A 17,687-nucleotide genomic window follows, 5' to 3' on the forward strand; every position below is an offset into this window, starting at 1 on the left:
TTTCAATTAGTTTTAGCTATCGCGACGCCATGGGAACTCCATGATAGGCAGTTCCCACGGGATTGGATAGCGGTGACAGTGGATACCCCTGCCGCCGCCAGGTGTTTAGTTCTTGAGTTCTTCCGGCACCTTGCCGCCGTTTTCCGCCAGCTTGATCATCACCTGGCGGTGCAGCCAGATGTTCATGCTGGCCGAATCATTGGTATCACCCGTGAAGTGCAGCTCTTGCGCCAGTTCCTTGCGCGAAGCCAGGCTGCTGTCGAGTTGAAGCAGCTTCATCAGGTCGACGATGGACGTGCGCCAATTGAGTGTTTCCGCGTTCTTGCTGGCCAGGCCGACCAGCACCACTTCCACGTCCACCACCGGCACGACAACCGCTGGTGCAGCGGCGGCTGCCGGTGCGGCCGCCGCTGGCGCGTCGGTGGCGGCCGCTGGCGCGTCGGTGGCGGCCGCTGGCGTGGCTGCCGGAGCGGCGTCGGACGCATGGTGGAAGATTTTGTTATAGATATTGCTGAAAATGCCCATGAGGTCACCTCGAGTTGAGTGAATGGAAGAAGGTTTGCCTGCGCGCCCGGTTCATGACGCGAACCGGTGACAGCTGGAGCCGGGCGCAGGCGCCAGCCTGTCGAGTATAAGCCCGTTCAGGCCGGGAGCCCTGTCCCGCAGGGCCAGGGGACATCTGGTGGCAGGGCGCGCCGGTTTCAAGGGTGCAAGGGCCGCCGCGCGTGCAGCAGCGCATCGAATGCGTCGATGGCCAGCGGCGGCGCAAACAGCTCGCCTTGCGCAAAATCGCAGCCGATTTCCAGCAGCCGCGCGCGCTGCTCTTCGGTCTCCACCCCTTCGGCGATGACTTGCAAACCCAGCTTGTGGGCCATGGTGACGATGGCTTCGCACAACACCAGTTCGCTGGCACCGGGCGCCAGCTTGCGCACCAGCATGCCGTCGAGCTTCAGGTAGTCGATGCCGCATTGCTGCAATTGCGTCAGCGAGGCGGGGCCGCTGCCGAAGTTGTCCAGGGCGATCTGCAAGCCTGCTTCGCGCAAGTGCTGCAGCCGCTGCGCCATGCCGCTGCCGCTGCCGGCGCCCAGCAGCGCATCTTCGCGCATGTCGAGCACGATAGCCGAAGCCGGCACATCGAGTGCCATCAGCTGGCGCAGCCAGGTGCCGGGCGCCTCGACTTCGCGCTGCAGCTCCAGCGGCGACTGGTTCAGGCACAGTTGCAGCCCCGGCAAGCCGATGGCCTGGCCCTGCGCGCGCCAGCGCAGCAGTTGCGCGGCCGCCGTGCGCAGCACCCAGTCGCCGATGTCGACGATCAAGCCGCTGCTCTCGGCCAGCGCCAGAAAATCCGGCGGACATACCACACCGCGCTGCGGATGGTGCCAGCGCAGCAGGGCTTCCACTTTGACAATCGTGCAGCCATGCAGCTCGACGATGGGCTGGTAATACAGCTGCATCTGCTGTTCGCGCAAGGCCGTGCGCAAGTCCGCCCCCATGCGCATGCGGTTGACGGCCGCCACCTGCATGGCGGGCGTAAAATAACTGTAGCGGTTGCGCCCCGCGCCTTTCGACACATACATGGCCTGGTCCGCATGCTTGAGCAAGTCCTCGATCGTGCCCGCGTCGTCCGGATACAGGGTGATGCCGATCGAGGCCGAGACGAAGGCCTGCTCCTGCCCCAGCAGGAACGGCGCCAGCAAGCCGTCGAGTATCTGCCGCGCGATGCGGTCGACTTGCTGCAGATCATCGAGGTCGGACAGGATCACCGTGAATTCATCACCGCCCAGGCGCGCCACCGTGTCCGTTTCGCGCACGCCCACGCGGATGCGCCGCGCCGCTTCGATCAGCAAGATATCGCCCTGGTGGTGGCCGAGGGTGTCGTTGACTTCCTTGAAATGGTCGAGGTCGATAAACAGGATGGCCACGCGGCTCGTATCGCGCCGTCCCTGGGCCAGCGCCTGGCGCAGGCGCTCGTGGAACATGCGGCGGTTCGGCAGTTGCGTCAAGGTATCGAAATTGGCTTGCTGCCAGATCAGCGCTTCCGTTTGCCGCTTGTCCGTCACATCTTCCAGCATGCACAGGTGGTGCGGGCCGCCGTGGCACGCCGTGGCGATGGCCGTCACCGAGGCATCGACCCACACCACGTCGCCATCGGGACGCACGATGCGCTTGGCGTGGCGAAAGCCCGGCATGCGCCGCGCCAGCAGCTGCGCCACGTGCGCCTGCTCGCCCGCCACGTCGTCGGGATGACTGATCTCCATCCAGCTCGAGCGCTTCATATGCTCCAGGCTGCGCCCGGCGATGGCCAGATAGCGCGGATTGATATCCAGAAACTGTCCGCTCACGGTATCGATCAGGGCGATGCCCATCGGTGCTTCCTCGAACATGGTGCGAAAGCGCAATTCCCCTTGCCGGATGGTTTCTTCCGTGCGGCGGCGCTCGCGCGCCAGGTTGCTGAAGTGAAAGGCCGCCGACACGGCCAGCAAGCTGCCCGCCACGCCCAGCGACAGGTACAGCCAGCCCAGGTCGGCGCCCGGCACGGGGCGATACAAAAAGCCCTGGTAGGCGCGGCTGTCCGTGGCATTGCGCGGCAGCACGCCCATGGCGGCGTAGGTGTCGGCGATGTGCTGCCAGCGCTGGGGATTCATGTAGCCGAGTTCCACCAGCACGGGCTGCAGCAGCAATTCCATCTGCTGCGCCTCGTACAGCAGGTGCGCCTGGTCATGGCGCTGGCTGTATTTGGCATGGATCAGACGCGCCATTTCCTCGCGGTGCGCCATCGCGTATTGCCAGCCGCGCAGGCTGGCCGCGCGAAACGCTTTGACGCGCTCGGGATGGCGGCGCAGTTCATACTCGCTGGTAAACAGGTTGTCGCCGTAGAAATCGATGCCGGCCGTGCGCGGCGTAAACTGGTAGTAGGGAAAGCCCGCCCGGTCCAGGTAATCGGCTTCGTTGGTGGAATACGCGGCAATGGCGTCGACCTTGCCAGCGATCAAATCCTCGATCCGGTAGCTGGGCGGCAAGTGGCGCATCTGTTCCGGTGCGACGCCCATTTTCTGCAGGAACAGCGAGACTTCATCGGAGGCAAGCGCCACATCGGTGGCCGCACCGATCATCACGGGCGCCCCCACCAGCCGGTGCACGTCGGGCGCGCCGCCATGCTGGCGCATCAGCAGCACGCTGGGCGAATGCTGGAACACCACGGCCAGCACCACCAGGGGCTTGCCCGCCATACGGCTGAGCAACAAGGTACTGTTACCCACGCCATACTCGGCCTGGCCCGTCAGCACGGCCGCCTCGGCAAGCGGCACGCCGCTGCCTTCGACCAGTTTGACTTCCAGCCCCGCCTCGCGGTAATAGCCTTGCTCGATGGCCGCGTAATAGCCGGCAAACTGGAACTGGTGCGTGAAATTGAGCTGCAGGGAGATAGGTTCCAGCGCGCGGGCGGGCGTGGTCAGGCACAGCAGCAGAATGAAACAGCAGCGGAAAGCGTCGAATGCTGTCATCGGCATGGCAGGACACCACTGGAAACTGCCGAGCTGGCAGGGTACGACTATTGTAGCCGCCCCCTTTTGCAGATGGATAATTATTTCACTAGGAACAATAACGTTGATGTTTTTAGCAAACAATCTGACGTTTGTTTGCGCTAGAACACGACGCCTGCCACCAAAATGATGTTGGCATACGGACTGCACTCCCCTGTACGCACGATGGCGCGCGCGCCCTTGCTCAATTGCTTGAACTCCTCGTGCGTCACCTGGCGCGCATCGGGCACAGCCAGGGCCGCCACCTGCGCCGCCATGGCCGGATTGTGCTGCGGCAACTCGCTGGCGAGCAAATGGTATTCCACTTGCATTTCAGTCAATATCGTATTGACGGTATCGATGAAGCCGGGGATGCCGCGCGTCAGGGCCAGGTCGATCAGGGGCACGCCCGGCTGCGAGGGCAAGCCCGCGTCGCCGATGACGAGCATGTCGCCATGACCGAGCGATGCGATCATTTGCGACAGCGCAATATTAAGCAGCGGTGTTTTTTTCATCAGAACAGCTCGTGCAAGTGGGGAATCGAGGTTTGCGCGCCGGGCTTGGTGACGCTCCAGGCGGCCGCGCGCTGGCCTTGCTGGATCGCTTCGGCCTCGTCCATGCCGGACGCCAGGCCGGCGACAAAGCCGCCGATGAAGGTGTCGCCGGCGGCCGTCGTGTCGACGGCTTGCACCACCTCGGCCGGGAAGGTGAAATCGCCGCCATACAGGGCCGCGTGCACGCCCTTGGAGCCGAGCGTGATGATGACGTTGTCGCTGCCCAGCTTTTGCAGCGCGGCCGCCAGCGCCTGGACGTCCGCGCCGTCCGGGCTGACGCCGGCCAGCATGGCCGCTTCGATTTCATTCGGAATCAGGTAGTCGACCAGTTCCAGCACGCCTTCGGGCAGGCTGGCCGCCGGGGCCGGGTTCAGCACCACCGTCTTGCCCAAGGAGCGGGCCAGTTTGATCGCGTGCACGACGGTGGCCATCGGCGTTTCCAGCTGCAGCACGACGATATCGGCCTGGTCGATCAGCTCTTTTGCCGCGTCGATATGCGCGGGGCTCAACAGGTCGTTGGCGCCGCCGGCAATCACGATGCTGTTCTGGCCGTTGTCGTCGACCAGGATGGAAGCGATGCCGGACGCGACACCGGGCAAGGTGGTGATGTGGCTGTCGATGATGCCGTCGCCCACGAGGGCCGCGCGCAAGGTCGCGCCGAACGCGTCATCGCCCACGCAGCCGACCATGGCCACTTGCTGGCCACCGGCGGCCACTTTGCCGCTCAGGCGCGCGCAGGCTACGGCCTGGTTGGCGCCCTTGCCGCCAGGAATGGTGCGAAACGCGCCGCCCGTCAGGGTTTCGCCGGGGAGGGGCATGCGCGGCACGCGCAAAACCAGGTCCATATTGATGCTGCCGATAACCACGATCATGATGTCATTCCCATCAGTTCAGTTGCAGGTGAAGAAGTAGGTACAGCAGAAGTTACCGTGGTGGCCACGCTGGAGCCGCGCACGTGCAGCTCGGGTGCGATGCTGCGCTGCTGGCGCGGCAAGGCGGGGTCGGCAATGCGCGCCAGCAGGCAGGCGGCCGTGATGTGACCCAGCTCGCGCGTGTTTTGCGCCACGCTGCTCAAGGCCGGATGCACGAAGCTGGCCAGGTCGATATCGTCGAAGCCGACCACGGCCAGTTCGGCCGGCACGGCAATGCCCCGCTCGGCGGCGGCGCGCAGGGCGCCAAAGGCCATCAAATCATTGCAGCAGAACAAGGCGTCGGGGCGCTGGCCTGGCGGCAGCGCCAGCAAATCCAGCGCGGCCGCATAGCCGCCCGCACTGGTAAAGTCCGCGTGGCAGCACAGGGCGTCGGCCAGGACCACGCCGGCGTCCGCCATGGCACTGCGCGCACCGTCGATGCGCTCGTTGGAAATGCTCACTTCGCGGGGTCCGGCGATGCAGGCGAGGCGTCGGCGTCCCAGGCCCAGCAAATGGCGCGCGGCCAGGGCACCGCCAGCGCGGTTGTCGACGGCCACGGCATCGATGGACAGGTCGCTGGGCGCGCGGTCGAGCAGCACGGCAGGCACCTTCATCTTGCGCAGCAGTTCGCCATCGCTGTCGGCCAGCGCGGACAGGATCAGGCCGTCGCAGCGCTTGGTCAGCAGCACGTTCAGGTACTCGCGCTGCTTGACGGGGTCGTCATCGGAATTGCACAAAATCACGCTGTAACCGGCCGCGTAGCAGCGGTCCTCAATGCCGCGCGCCACTTCCGAGAAATACGGATTCGTATTATTCGGAATGATCAGGCCGATGGTGCCCGTGCTGCGGCAGCGCAGCGAGCGCGCCAGCGCGCTGGGCACGTAATGCAATTGCTCCACGGCCGCCAGCACGGCGCGGCGCGCCGCGTCGCTGACGGGGCGGGTATTGTTGAGGACGTGCGAGACGGTAGTAAACGACACCCCCGCCACCTGCGCCACTTGTTTGATCGTTGCCATGGGCCAGTATTATGAACGCTCGCCGCGGCGGCGGTAAGTGTCGAGCACCACGGCGGCGACAATCACCAGACCCGTGACGATGCGTTTCACGGGTTCGGACACGCCCACTTGCGCCAGGCCCGCTTCCAGCACGGAAATGATCAACACGCCGATAAACGTACTGATGACGGAACCGCGCCCGCCCATCAGGCTCGTGCCGCCGATCACGACGGCGGCGATCACTTGCAATTCCATGCCCACGCCGCCGTTCGGGTCGGCCGCTTCCAGGCGCGACACCTGGAACAGCGCGCCCACGCCGGCCAGAAAACCCATCAAGGCAAACACCAGCACTTTCGACGGTTTTGTGTTGATGCCGGACAAACGCACGGCTTCTTCATTCGTGCCGATGCCGATCCAGTGGCGTCCCAGCACCGTGCGCGTCAGCACCAGGTGGCCGATGACGACGATGGCGATCGAGGCAATGAAGGCCGGCGACAGGCCAAACGCGATCGGCGAGCTGATGCCGTCCACGGCGCTGCCGATGTATTCCGTGCGCGAATTGGTCACCTGATAGGCCAGGCCGCGCGCCATTTCCAGCACGCCCAGCGAGACGATGAACGAGGGGATGCGCCAGCCGACGGAAATCAGGCCGGTCGTCGCGCCGCACAGGGCGGCGACGAACATGCCCAGCAGGGCCGCGCTCCACACGGGCCAGCCCCAGTGCACGACGGCCAGCGACAGCACGGAAGCGGCCAGCGCCATGACGGAGCCGACCGACAAATCGATGCCGCCGATGATCAATACAAAGGTCATGCCGACGGCCATCACGACCAGGGTCGGGATGTTGTTCGACAGGGTGCTGAGGGTCGCGAGCGTGAAGAAATTTTCGCTGGCAAACGAAAACAGCACGCACATGGCGAGCAGGGCGCCGATCAGGCCCGCATAGTTTTTCAGGTCGGCCAGGCTGCGCTGCAGATACGAAGGAGAGGAATGGGTGGTCATGGGAATCTTTCCGGCGGATCAGGCCGCAGCTGGAGTGGAAGTAGGGGTCAAATAGCCGGAGAAAGCGGCCGACAGCAGCGCGTCCTGGCTCCAGGCACCGCGCTCGAAGGTGTCGACGATGCTGCCGGCGCTCATGACGGCGATGCGGTCGCAGATCAGCATCAGCTCGCGCAAGTCGCTCGATACAATGACGAGGCCCTTGCCCTGGCGTGCCTGTTCGGCCAGCACCTGATAAATATCAAACTTGGCGCCGATATCGATGCCGCGCGTGGGCTCGTCGAACAGCATCACGGGGCAGTCGCGGTACAGCCAGCGGGCGATCACCACTTTTTGCTGGTTGCCGCCAGAGAGTTCGGCCACCGTTTGCGCGCTGTTGCGCGAGCGGATGCCCAGGCGCTGAATATAATCGTCGGCCACCGACGCTTCGGCCGCGTCGTTGAGCCAACCGGCGCCACTGACGGTATCGAGCGCGGCGAGGGTCGTGTTGACGGCGATGGACTGGCGCAGCAACAAACCTTGGCCCTTGCGATCTTCCGTGATCATGGCGATGCCGGCTTTCACGGCTGCCTGTGGCGAGTGCAAGGCGGCGGGTACCTCGCTGTCGCCGAGGAACACGTCGCCGGCGTCGGCGCGGTCGGCACCAAAGATCAGGCGCAGCAATTCCGTGCGGCCCGAGCCGATCAGCCCGGCGATGCCGAGGATTTCGCCGGCGCGCAAGTCGAAGGAAGTGGGGTTGACCACCTTGCCGCGCGCCAGGCCGCGCACGCGCAGCAGCGGCGCGCCGATGGTGCGCCCGCTCAGGTCGACGGCGTCATCGGCCGAGCGGCCCACCATCAGGCTGACCAGGTCGGCGGCGGAGTGGCCGGCGATAGCGTCATCGCACACGAGCTGGCCGTCGCGCAGCACGGCGATGCGGTCGGCCACGCGCTTGAGTTCTTCCAGGCGGTGGGAAATATAGATGATGCATACGCCTTCGGCCTTCAGGCGCTCAATTTGCAGGAACAGCAATTCCACTTCGCGGTGCGTCAGCATGGCCGTCGGCTCGTCGAGCACCAGCAAACGGCAAGAACCAATTAAATTGCGCGCGATCTCGATCATTTGCTGGTGGCCGATGCCGAGTTCGCCCACGAGTGTCCACGGGTCGAGTCCGCCCAGGCCCACTTTCTCCATCTGTTCGCGCGCGTCGCGCTCCAGACGGCCGCGGTCGATGAAGCCGAAACGCTGCGGCAAATTTTTCAGGTACAGGTTTTCCGCGATCGACAGGGTGGGAATCAGATTGAGTTCCTGCATCACCATGCGGATGCCCAGCGCCTCGGCGGCGCCGCGCGAGGCGGGCTGGTAAGGCTTGCCGTCGAGCAGCATGGTGCCCGTCGTGGCTTGCTCCAGGCCACAGATGATCTTCGACAGCGTGCTTTTGCCGGCACCGTTTTCGCCCGTCAGCGCCAGCACCTGGCCAGCGGCGAAGCGCAAGCCCACGCCGCCCAGCACGGGGCCGACATAGGACTTGCCGATGTTGTCCAGGGTCAATAGAGGGGTGGCCGCTGATGGCGCCGGGGGGATGTCGGTAGGCATGATAAAACTCCGCGGTAGTGGCGGCGGGGCCGGCGGCGCCTGCTCGATGAGCAAGCGCCGCCGGCCCCGGCGGGATCAAACGATCAGGCGATCAGGATTTGGCGCCCTTGGCGACCAGTTCGACCTTGGTTTCGATGACGCCACCGAGCTCGGCCTGTTTCTTCTTCTGCGCCAGCGCTTTCAGCACGGTCTCAATGCCGAACACGGCTTGCTGCGAACCGAACTGGTCGGCGGTGGCCAGCACGCGGCCATCGGCCAGCATCGGCTTGATGGCGTTAATGTTGTCGTAGCCGACGACCAGCACTTTGCCCGTCTTGCCGGCCGCCTTGATGGCGGAAATGGCGCCGATGGCCATGTTGTCGTTACCGCACAGCAAAGCCTTGATATTCGGATTGGCGTTCAGCATGGCGGCCGCCACCGTGTTGGCAGGGGCGATTTCCCACTGGCCCGACTGCACGCTGACGACCTTGGCGCCGGCCGCGTTCATGGCGTCCTGGAAACCCAGGGTGCGCTGCTGCGCGTTGTAGGTGGTGGACACGCCTTCGATGATGCCGACGGGATCGCCCTTCTTGATTTGCTTGGCCAGATAGTCGCCGACGACCTTGGCGCCCTTGCGGTTGTCCGGACCGACGAACGGCACGGTGATGCCCTTCTCTTTCAGGGCGCCCTCGTCGAGCTTGTTGTCGATATTGACGACGATGATGCCCGCGTCGATGGCCTTTTTCAGCACCGGCACCAGCGCTTTCGAGTCGGCCGGCGCGATCACCAGCGCGTTGACGCGCGAGACGATCATTTGCTCGACCAGCTTGATCTGGCTCGACGTATCCGTTTCATCCTTGATGCCGTTCGACAGCAAGTCGTACTTGGCGGCATTCGCCTTCTGATGCGCCTTGGCGCCATTTTCCATGGTCAGGAAAAATTCATTGGCAAGCGACTTCATCACCAGCGCCACCTTCGGTTTGGCAGGTGTCTGCGCCATCGCCGGCACGGCGGGCAAGGCACACACCAGGACAGCGGCGGCAATCATTTTCAGGCGAATACGGGATGTCATGAGCGTCTCCAGAGTTATTGGTCAAGCACGTGTAGAGCATGCTTTTATGGAATTTCATTGCGCGCAAACGTTTGCGCGAAGCGAATAGTGCCTCAATGCCACACATCAGTGCAAGCAAAACAGTATGTGCGGTGCAGCAAAAAGGGAACGTTCAGAGGGAAACAGGCAGGCCGATGCGATCAGCCTGCCGAGGGGAAATGCGCGGCAGTCAGCTGTTTGCTGCGGGACGGGCGCTGGCCCACTGCACCGCCAGCACGCTGGCCAGCACCAGCAGCAAGCCCAGCATTGACCAGCCCGTCATGGCCTGGCCCAGCAAGGCCCAGCCCAGCAGGACGGCCATCAGGGGGCTGAGCAAGCCCAGCGATGACACGGCCACGGGAGACAGCCTGGCGATGCCGCGAAACCATAGCGCATACGCCAGCAGGGCGCCGGCCAGGCACAGGTAGGCGTAGGCCAGCACTTGCTGCAGCGACAAGGCCGGCAACGGGGCATCGGCCAGCCAGGCGACGGGCGCCAGCATCAGGCCACCGAGCAACAATTGCCAGCCCGTCAACGCCAGCACGGGCAAATCCGGCTTCCAGCGCCGCGTCAGATACGTGCCGGCCGCCATGCAAGCCGTGCCGCCCAGCGCGGCGGCGATGCCGATGGGTTCCCACACCGTGCGCGGCGACAACAACAAGACGCCCATGCCGGCCACGCCCAGCACGCTGGCCCCCAAGGCCAGGCGGGCCGGACGGCGTCCTTCCACGCCCCATGCCAGCCCCATCACCAGCAGCGGCTGGATGGCCCCCACCACAGCCGCCAGGCCACCCGGCAAGCGGTAGGCGGCGACGAACAGCAGCGCCTGGAACACGCCGATATTGAGTGCGGAAAGAATCAGCACGCGGCCCCACTCGCGCCGCGCGGGCAGGCGCCGCATCAGCAGCAGCAACAGCAAGCCGGCCGGCAACACGCGGATCAGGGCCGCCGTGAAAGGCCGGTCTGGCGGCAACAGTTCGGATGTGACGATATATGTGGAACCCCAGATCAGGGGTGCCAGCGCCGTGAGCAGAATGTCGCCCCAGACGGGACGGGCAGAAGAAGAGCTCATGCAACTATCTCGACATTAAGATAAAAGCCCAGTGTGGATGCGTACTATCTTAATGTCAAGATAAATTGACGGGCGCGCCGCTGCCTGGCGGGCGTAAAAAAACCCGGCATGGCCGGGCTTCTGGAATGATGCAAGGCGGCACGCTGCGCCACCCGCCGGATGCTTAATCGCGCACGCGCTGCAGCACCGTGATCGGCATGCCGCCGATGCTGAGCGTAGCCGTGTTGTTGCTATTGCTCAGGCTGATTTGCATGGCCATGCCGCCTGCGCCTTCCGGCGCGAACGTCACGACATTGCCCTCGGTGGTAAAGGTGCCTTTGCTTGCCTTGGTGTTCTCGATGACGCTGTCACGCGTAAATTCCAGCACACCGCCCATTGGTGCCTTCCATTTGCCCACCAGCGGGTGGCCGCCAAAGCTGAACAGGCCTTTCAGTTTATCCAGCATGCCCGGTCCCTGGGTGGCCGACGCATTACCCAAGGCCCCTGCCATGGCCATGCTCATGGCAGCCTGCTGCAGTTGCGCGCGGTCGGTGACTTGCCATTGCTTGTCGACCAGCGCCAGCGGCAATTCCACTTCCAGGTCACCGTGCGGCAAGCGTTGCAGGATCAGTGCCCGGTCCGCCGATTTGGCCAGCCACGTCGCCTCATCGGTCAAGGCCAGCGTGGCAGTGGCCATCGCTACCTGCTGACCGCCCATCTCGCGCACCTGCTCGTAGCCGCTGACCTTGGCCACTTTCACGCCCTTGGCCACGCACAGCTTGTCGCCGCGCAAGGCCGCCTTGCCCGGGGCGGCCAGCGCGTAGACAAATTGCGATTGCGCAAGCCAGCCACCGCTGCTTTGCTCGACGGGAGCTGCGTACAGCCCGCTACGCACGAGGATATCGAGCCATTGCCGCGTGGAACTGTCGTACGAGGCTACGCGGATTTCTTCCTTCTGGTACGGCAAGTTGGTCAAGCACAGCAACTTGTCGCGCGCCGCCTCGTCGGCCGTCAGGTGGGCATCGATGGCGCGGCTGAAACTGCTGGCCGAGGCCGCTTCGGGCGCCAGCAGCCACGCCAGGGCGCCGCCAGCCACGATGACTACCGCCAGCACGCCGCCGGCAATCATGACGTGGCGCCGCTGCACGCCAGCCCCGGCCGGACTGGCCGGTGCCGGCGCCGGTGCTGCCGCTGCCGTGGCAGGCAAGGTATTGCCGCATTCATCGCAAAAGCGCGCGCCCGGGGCATAGGCCGTGCCGCATTTGGTACAGAAGTGAGCCATGGTCTGCCTTACTTGAGTTTATGCGCGCATTCGCCGCAGAACACGTCATCGGACGCGACCGGTGCCTTGCAGCTCGGGCATTGCAGGCTGTCTGCCGGTGCAGCGGCTGGCGCTGCCGGGGCGGCTGGAGCGGCTGGAGCGGCTGGGGCCGTCGCCTGCTCGGCCAGGGCGCGCGCACGTTCACGCGCTTCCTCGGCCTTTTTCTTGACCACGGCCAGGCCGTCGTTCAGGCTCGCTTCCGAGGCGCTGAAATCGACATTGCGCGTGGCGTTCAGGTAAATGATGCACACGCCCTTGGTGAAGATCAGGCCAGGCACAACGGCCGCGGCCGCCATCAGCAAGCCGCCGCCCAGGCCGGCAGCGATGATATAGCCGGAACCGCTGCCGCCACCCAGACCCGAGGCCAGCGCATACATGTTCATCTGGCCGCCGCCTAGGCCCAGGATGCCAGCCGACATGCCCGTGGTCAGCGACACGCCCGTGCCCAGCACGCCAAAGATCAGCAGCGCGGTAAACGACGTGATCAGGAACAACAGCACTTCCAGCAGGATCACCGACACCAGCTTGGTGCGCACGATCTGGTTCAGGCGGGCAATGATCTGGAACACGCTGGCGCCCGACCAGGCAGCAGGGCCGGCCAGCGGCAGCATCACGTAGAACAGCGCGAACACCAGCACGCCCAGCACGATGGCCGACAAGGGGAAGACCACCGCGTACAGCACGGGGCCCAGCACGGGGATTTTGCAGACGAACAAGATGATGGCGATGGCGATCATGGCCGCCAGCACGATCAAAAATTCCAGGAAGACGACCGCGATCAGGCGGTGGCTGGTGTACAGCGAGACGAGCACGGCATCAACCAGGCTCAAGCCAGGCTGGCCCTGCGCATCGCGCATCAGCAGGATGCCCACGGCGTTGGAACCGTAAAACATCACGAGGAAGGCCATCAGGCCGCCCAGGAAGGCCAGCACGACACTGCTCATGCTGCCGGCGAGCATCGTCAGCACGCCGCCGACGAGCACCGCGCCGATGAAGGTCAGGGCCAGCAGGGCAATCGCGCGGAAATTCTTGATGGCATCGGTCGCTTCGATCAGCGATCCCACGGCGGAGGAAAAGGGAAACGGTTTATGTGCTTCTGTGGAAATGGTCATGTCTAGCCTGGAAGGGGGAAATCGGGATGGGACGGCCTGCCTGGCCGCCCCGTGGTATTGCTGTGTCAGTAAGCCAGCGCCAGTTGCAGCTCGCTCGCAGGCGCCTGGCGCTGGACGATCTGCAGTTTGACGTCCTGGCCGCCGACACGCTTGCTATTCAGGTACAAGGCGGTACGCACGGGGTAAATGCCCTGCGGCACGCCTTCGGGCATGGGAATCGAGAAGCCGCCCTTGTAGGCGCCGCTGCCGTTGTTGCTGCTGACCACCTTGCGCACAGTTTTGATCAGGTCGCCATTTGGCTTGTACAGGCTCAACTCTTCTTCCACCAGCGGGTTCGGATCGCGCGTGCCGGCTGCCACTTCGATATACGAATTGGTCTGCGCCTTCTGGCCCGGACGTACGGAAGATGGCGTAAAGGCCGTCTCATACTTTACCAAGGTCGACTGCTCGGGCAGCTTGCCCTTGTTGGCCACCTTGTAGTCGGCCTGCACTTGCTGCGCCGTCTTGACTTGCTGGCTTTGATAGTTCAAGGCCACGCAGGCGAGTGCGCCCAGGCTGGCGCCCAGGGCCGCGCCGCGCACGGTATTCGTGCCACCGCCCAGCAAGCCGCCCACGACAGCGCCGATGCCGGCCAGCATGGCCGTATTGCATTCACCGCTGGCCGCTTCCGTGCCTGCGGTGGTGGTGCCGGTGGCGCCAGGGCCACCCGGCGCGGCGCAACCGGCCAGCATCGAGGACACAACCAGCAGCGCTACCATGGGCTTGGCAATTTGTTTCAAGTTTTTCACGTTATTCTCCGGGAGGAACAAAATAGGGGGGGAGGCAAGCAGCGCGGCTTACTCGATCTGGATTTGCGACAGCGCCTTGTCTTGCGCGTCTTTCGCCTTGCGCTTGATGTCGAGCGCGTAGCGGTTGCCCTTGTCCATGCGCAACACGGCATTCGCGTTGGCAATGGCACAGTCATATTTGCGCTGACTCATGCAGTGGCTCGCTTCCGACAGGCTCTCCGTGATCACACTTTCCAGTCCGGCAGCCTGGTTGGCGGGCGCGACTGGCGGTGCTGCCTTGACGGGCTTGGCCGGCTTTTCCACGACGGGGGCAGGCGCTGGCGCTGGCGCTGGTGCAGGCTCGGGCGCGGGCGCAGGGGCGGCAACCGGTGCTGGCACCGGAGCGGGCACCGCTGGCGTCACGGCAGGCTCGGCCGCCGTGGCGCCATCGAGCGCAGGGTCGCTGATGACCAGCGGCTTTTCGGCGGCAGGCGCAGGTTCCGGCGGCACAGTTGGCGCGGCTTCCGGCGCCGCGACAGGCGGCTTGCCTGACAAGAAATAGTAAGCGCCCGCACCGCCCAGCAGCACCACCACGGCGACCGCCGCCGCGATCAGCTTCATGCGGTTGCCGCCTGTCGGGATGTCAGCTGGCGTATCGGGAACACTGTCCGGCACGCGTGCGGGAATGGCTCCCGGTTCCGGTTCCGGCGCAGGTGCGGGTGCGGGTGCGGGTGCGGGTGCGGGTGCGGGTGCGGGTGCGGGGGCGGCTTCAGGCTGGCGCTTTTCCAGCACGGGCGGCGGCGGGGGTACCGCGACAGGTTTCACCACTGGCGTCGGGAGAGGTTCAGGCACGGGCTCGATGGCGGGCGCAATGATGGGCTCCGGCAGAGGCGGCGGCACCGCTGCCGCCTCTGGCGCCACGGCAAAGCTGAACGCGCACTTGGGACAGAATCTGGCATCGGCCTTGCAATCATGGCCGCACTGGCCACAGGATTTGCCTGCTACCGGGGCGGCATCGGTGGTGGCAACGGCAAACGTCGTGCCGCAGGAAGAACAGAATTTTGCACCCGGTTTATTCTCGGCCTGGCAGGAAAGGCATTTCAATTGGCATCTCTTTTCATATCAACGCTGACGCCATACGCCTGTATCGCTTGCCAGAATGGCAGCTTTGTTGCCGTACGGCTAAATATGCAACGAGTATATTTTCAAACAGCAAGTTGCCACAAGAGAAAATTGCCTTTTGCTCTATTCAATTTTTAAATATTGGTAAAAATCCTGCCGCCAAGCAGGTGTCGCGCACCATCTTGGTGCGCGGAAAGCAAAAAACCCGGCAACGCAGTGTGCGTTGCCGGGTTTCAGTCGATGCAGGGGGGACAGTGACGCTGGCTTACTTGCGTCCGCCGCGTGCTGGTGCGGCATGGCCGCCCTTGGCAGGCGGCTTGCTGCCACGGCCCATCGGCACGGCGGCCGGCTTGGCTTTCGTCTTGATGGTCGACAAGATCGAGGGCCGCACTTTCGACTCGGCAGCCGATGCCTTCGGCGCCGCTGCCGTGCCGCCCAGGGCGATGCGGTTCTTGCCCGGCGTGACCTTGAACTTGTCCGGCGTGCCGGCGCCATGCGTCTGGCGGCTGCGTTCGCCTGCGGCCAGGCCGCCCGACTCGGACGACGTCCAGGCGGGAATCAAGTGCTTGTCGCCATTGCCGATCAAGTCGCCACGGCCCATGTTGACCAGCGCTTCGCGCAAAATCGGCCAGTTGGCCGGGTCCTGGTAGCGCAGGAAAGCCTTGTGCGTGCGGCGGATCTTGCCACTGCGCGCCGTTTCCACCACTTCCGAGTCGGCCGTCACCTTGCGCAAAGGATTCTTGCGCGTGTGATACATGGTCGTGGCCATGGCCATCGGCGTAGGCATGAAGGTTTGCACCTGGTCCAGCTTGAAATTGTTTTTCTTCAGCCACAGGGCCAGGTTCAGCATGTCCAGGTCCGTCGTGCCCGGATGGGCCGCAATGAAGTACGGGATCAGGTATTGCTTCTTGCCCGCTTCCAGCGAAAAACGGTCGAACATTTCCTTGAACTCGTCATACGCGCCGATGCCGGGCTTCATCATCTTCGACAAAGTGCCCTCTTCCGTATGCTCGGGCGCAATTTTCAAGAGGCCGCCGACGTGGTGCGTCACCAGTTCCTTCACGTACTCGGGCGAACGCACGGCCAGGTCGTAGCGCAAGCCTGAGCTGATCAGCACTTTCTTGATACCGGGAATGGCGCGCGCCTTGCGGTACAGCGAAATGAGCTTGCTGTGGTCCGTGCCCAGATTCACGCAGATGGACGGGTACACGCACGACAGGCGGCGGCACGACACTTCGATCTCTTTGTCTTTGCAAGCGAGGCGGTACATATTCGCCGTCGGGCCACCCATATCGGAAATGGTGCCCGTGAAGCCCTTGGTTTTATCGCGGATATGCTCGATTTCGCGCAAGATCGACGGTTCCGAACGGCTCTGGATGATGCGGCCCTCATGCTCGGTGATCGAACAGAAGGTGCAGCCGCCGAAGCAGCCGCGCATGATATTGACGGAAAAGCGGATCATTTCCCAGGCGGGAATGTGCGCCTTGCCATAGCTCGGGTGCGGCGCGCGCGCGTAATTCATGTCGTACACGCCATCCATCTCGTCCATGGCCAGCGGCAGCGGCGGCGGATTGAGCCACACGTCGCGTTCGCCGTGCGCCTGCACCATGGCACGCGCATTGCCGGGATTCGATTCCAGGTGGAACACGCGCGAGGCGTGCGCATACATCACCGGGTCATCCTTGACGACATCGTACGCGGGCAGGCGCACGACGGTCTTGTCGTGCTTTTCCTTGGCCATGGCCAGGCGCTCTTCGCGGCTCATGATGCGGATCGGCTTGATGACTTCGGCCGATTTTGAGGCATTTTCCGTGGCGCAGGCGGTCTTGTCTTCCTGCACCATCTCATACGGGCTGTAGTGCGGATCGACCTTGCCGGGCACGTCGACGCGGGTGGAATTGTGCACACCCCAGTCGTCGCCGGGCAGCCAGCCAGCCGGCACCATGAAGGCCGTGCCGCGCAAGTCGCGGATATCCTTGATGGCTTCGCCGGCAGCCAGACGGTGCGTCAAGTCGACCAGCGCCCGTTCGGCATTGCCGAAGATCAGCAGATCGGCCTTGGAATCGGGCAAGACGGAACGGCGGACCTTGTCCGACCAGTAATCATAATGGGCGATGCGGCGCAAGGACGCTTCGATGCTGCCGATGACCACCGGCACGTCGGGATATGCTTCGCGCGCGCGCTGGGCGTACACGGTGACGGCGCGGTCCGGGCGTTTATTCGGTTCGGCATTCGCCGTGTAGGCGTCGTCGGAGCGGATCTTGCGGTCGGCCGTGTACTGGTTGACCATGGAATCCATGTTGCCGGCCGTAATGCCGTAATACAGACGCGGCTTGCCGAGGATGCGGAAGGCGTCGGCCGACAGCCAGTCGGGCTGGCTGATGATGCCGACGCGGTAACCTTGCGCTTCGAGCAGGCGGCCCACCAGGGCCATGCCGAAACTCGGATGGTCGATGTAGGCGTCGCCCGTGACGAGGATGACGTCGCACTGGTCCCAGCCCAGCGCGTCCATCTCGGCACGCGACATCGGCAGGAAAGGCGCCACAGCAGCGCGGGCAGACCGCTTGGGAACGGTCGCAAATAAATTGGTAGGGGAGCTCATAGGGTACGGATTGTACCGGAATTGGCCATTTCCAACCTGACGGCCTGCTTTTTACTGTTGGATTTTCGTATAAAAAACGTTTATTTTT

The 17,687-nt window shown here is 64.1% G+C and carries 15 protein-coding genes; 1 reads left to right on the forward strand and 14 read right to left on the reverse strand.

Annotated elements, in window-relative coordinates:
• Positions 1-105 precede the first annotated feature (105 nt).
• The 13 genes from C8C92_RS00540 to C8C92_RS00600 form a co-directional block, all read right to left on the reverse strand.
• The gene (locus C8C92_RS00540; RefSeq protein WP_116742743.1) at positions 106-525 is read right to left on the reverse strand and encodes a DUF3597 domain-containing protein; all 420 of its coding nucleotides are present in this window, start codon (positions 523-525) and stop codon (positions 106-108) included.
• 176 nt (positions 526-701) lie between these two features.
• On the reverse strand, positions 702-3,509 hold the full coding sequence (locus C8C92_RS00545) for an EAL domain-containing protein (RefSeq protein WP_243420069.1): 2,808 nt from the start codon (positions 3,507-3,509) through the stop codon (positions 702-704).
• Positions 3,510-3,643: 134 nt separating this feature from the next.
• Positions 3,644-4,036, reverse strand: a complete 393-nt coding sequence (gene rbsD, locus C8C92_RS00550) for a D-ribose pyranase (protein ID WP_116742745.1) — start codon at positions 4,034-4,036, stop codon at positions 3,644-3,646.
• Positions 4,036-4,947, reverse strand: a complete 912-nt coding sequence (gene rbsK / locus C8C92_RS00555) for a ribokinase (protein WP_116742746.1) — start codon at positions 4,945-4,947, stop codon at positions 4,036-4,038. The genes rbsD and rbsK overlap by 1 nt, the downstream gene beginning before the upstream one ends.
• Positions 4,944-6,002 (reverse strand): LacI family DNA-binding transcriptional regulator, encoded by a 1,059-nt coding sequence (locus tag C8C92_RS00560; protein WP_116742747.1) that lies wholly within the window; start codon positions 6,000-6,002, stop codon positions 4,944-4,946. Before C8C92_RS00560 ends, rbsK begins: the two co-directional genes overlap by 4 nt.
• A 9-nt stretch (positions 6,003-6,011) precedes the next feature.
• The gene (locus tag C8C92_RS00565) at positions 6,012-6,983 is read right to left on the reverse strand and encodes an ABC transporter permease (RefSeq protein ID WP_086137501.1); all 972 of its coding nucleotides are present in this window, start codon (positions 6,981-6,983) and stop codon (positions 6,012-6,014) included.
• Positions 6,984-7,001: 18 nt separating this feature from the next.
• The gene (locus C8C92_RS00570) at positions 7,002-8,555 is read right to left on the reverse strand and encodes a sugar ABC transporter ATP-binding protein (RefSeq protein ID WP_116742748.1); all 1,554 of its coding nucleotides are present in this window, start codon (positions 8,553-8,555) and stop codon (positions 7,002-7,004) included.
• Between the two features lie 91 nt (positions 8,556-8,646).
• Positions 8,647-9,582, reverse strand: coding sequence for a sugar ABC transporter substrate-binding protein (locus C8C92_RS00575; protein ID WP_243136578.1), 936 nt, complete (start codon positions 9,580-9,582; stop codon positions 8,647-8,649).
• Between the two features lie 232 nt (positions 9,583-9,814).
• Complete coding sequence (locus C8C92_RS00580) at positions 9,815-10,696, reverse strand: EamA family transporter (RefSeq protein WP_116742749.1); 882 nt, start codon at positions 10,694-10,696, stop codon at positions 9,815-9,817.
• Positions 10,697-10,859: 163 nt separating this feature from the next.
• Positions 10,860-11,957 carry a zinc ribbon domain-containing protein gene (locus tag C8C92_RS00585; RefSeq protein ID WP_099761591.1) on the reverse strand — a complete coding sequence of 366 codons (1,098 nt, stop codon included), beginning with the start codon at positions 11,955-11,957 and terminating at the stop codon, positions 10,860-10,862.
• An 8-nt stretch (positions 11,958-11,965) separates the two neighbouring features.
• A complete protein-coding gene (locus C8C92_RS00590) occupies positions 11,966-13,108 on the reverse strand; it encodes a zinc ribbon domain-containing protein (RefSeq protein WP_116742750.1) in 1,143 nt (380 codons plus the stop codon).
• A gap of 65 nt (positions 13,109-13,173) precedes the next feature.
• Positions 13,174-13,896: a hypothetical protein gene (locus C8C92_RS00595; RefSeq protein ID WP_099761587.1), complete on the reverse strand. Its 723-nt coding sequence runs from the start codon at positions 13,894-13,896 to the stop codon at positions 13,174-13,176.
• A 48-nt stretch (positions 13,897-13,944) separates the two neighbouring features.
• Positions 13,945-14,727 (reverse strand): hypothetical protein, encoded by a 783-nt coding sequence (locus C8C92_RS00600; RefSeq protein WP_243420070.1) that lies wholly within the window; start codon positions 14,725-14,727, stop codon positions 13,945-13,947.
• A 19-nt stretch (positions 14,728-14,746) separates the two neighbouring features.
• Between C8C92_RS00600 and C8C92_RS27680 the strand changes: the two genes are divergently transcribed.
• Entirely contained in the window at positions 14,747-15,007 is a 261-nt protein-coding gene (locus C8C92_RS27680) for a hypothetical protein (protein ID WP_243420071.1), read from the forward strand.
• 255 nt (positions 15,008-15,262) lie between these two features.
• Here the strand turns inward: C8C92_RS27680 and C8C92_RS00605 are convergent, their stop codons facing one another.
• The gene (locus C8C92_RS00605) at positions 15,263-17,524 is read right to left on the reverse strand and encodes a YgiQ family radical SAM protein (protein WP_218968380.1); all 2,262 of its coding nucleotides are present in this window, start codon (positions 17,522-17,524) and stop codon (positions 15,263-15,265) included.
• Positions 17,525-17,687 lie beyond the last annotated feature (163 nt).

Source organism: Janthinobacterium sp. 78, assembly GCF_003096775.1.
GTDB classification, from domain to species: domain Bacteria; phylum Pseudomonadota; class Gammaproteobacteria; order Burkholderiales; family Burkholderiaceae_D; genus Janthinobacterium; species Janthinobacterium tructae.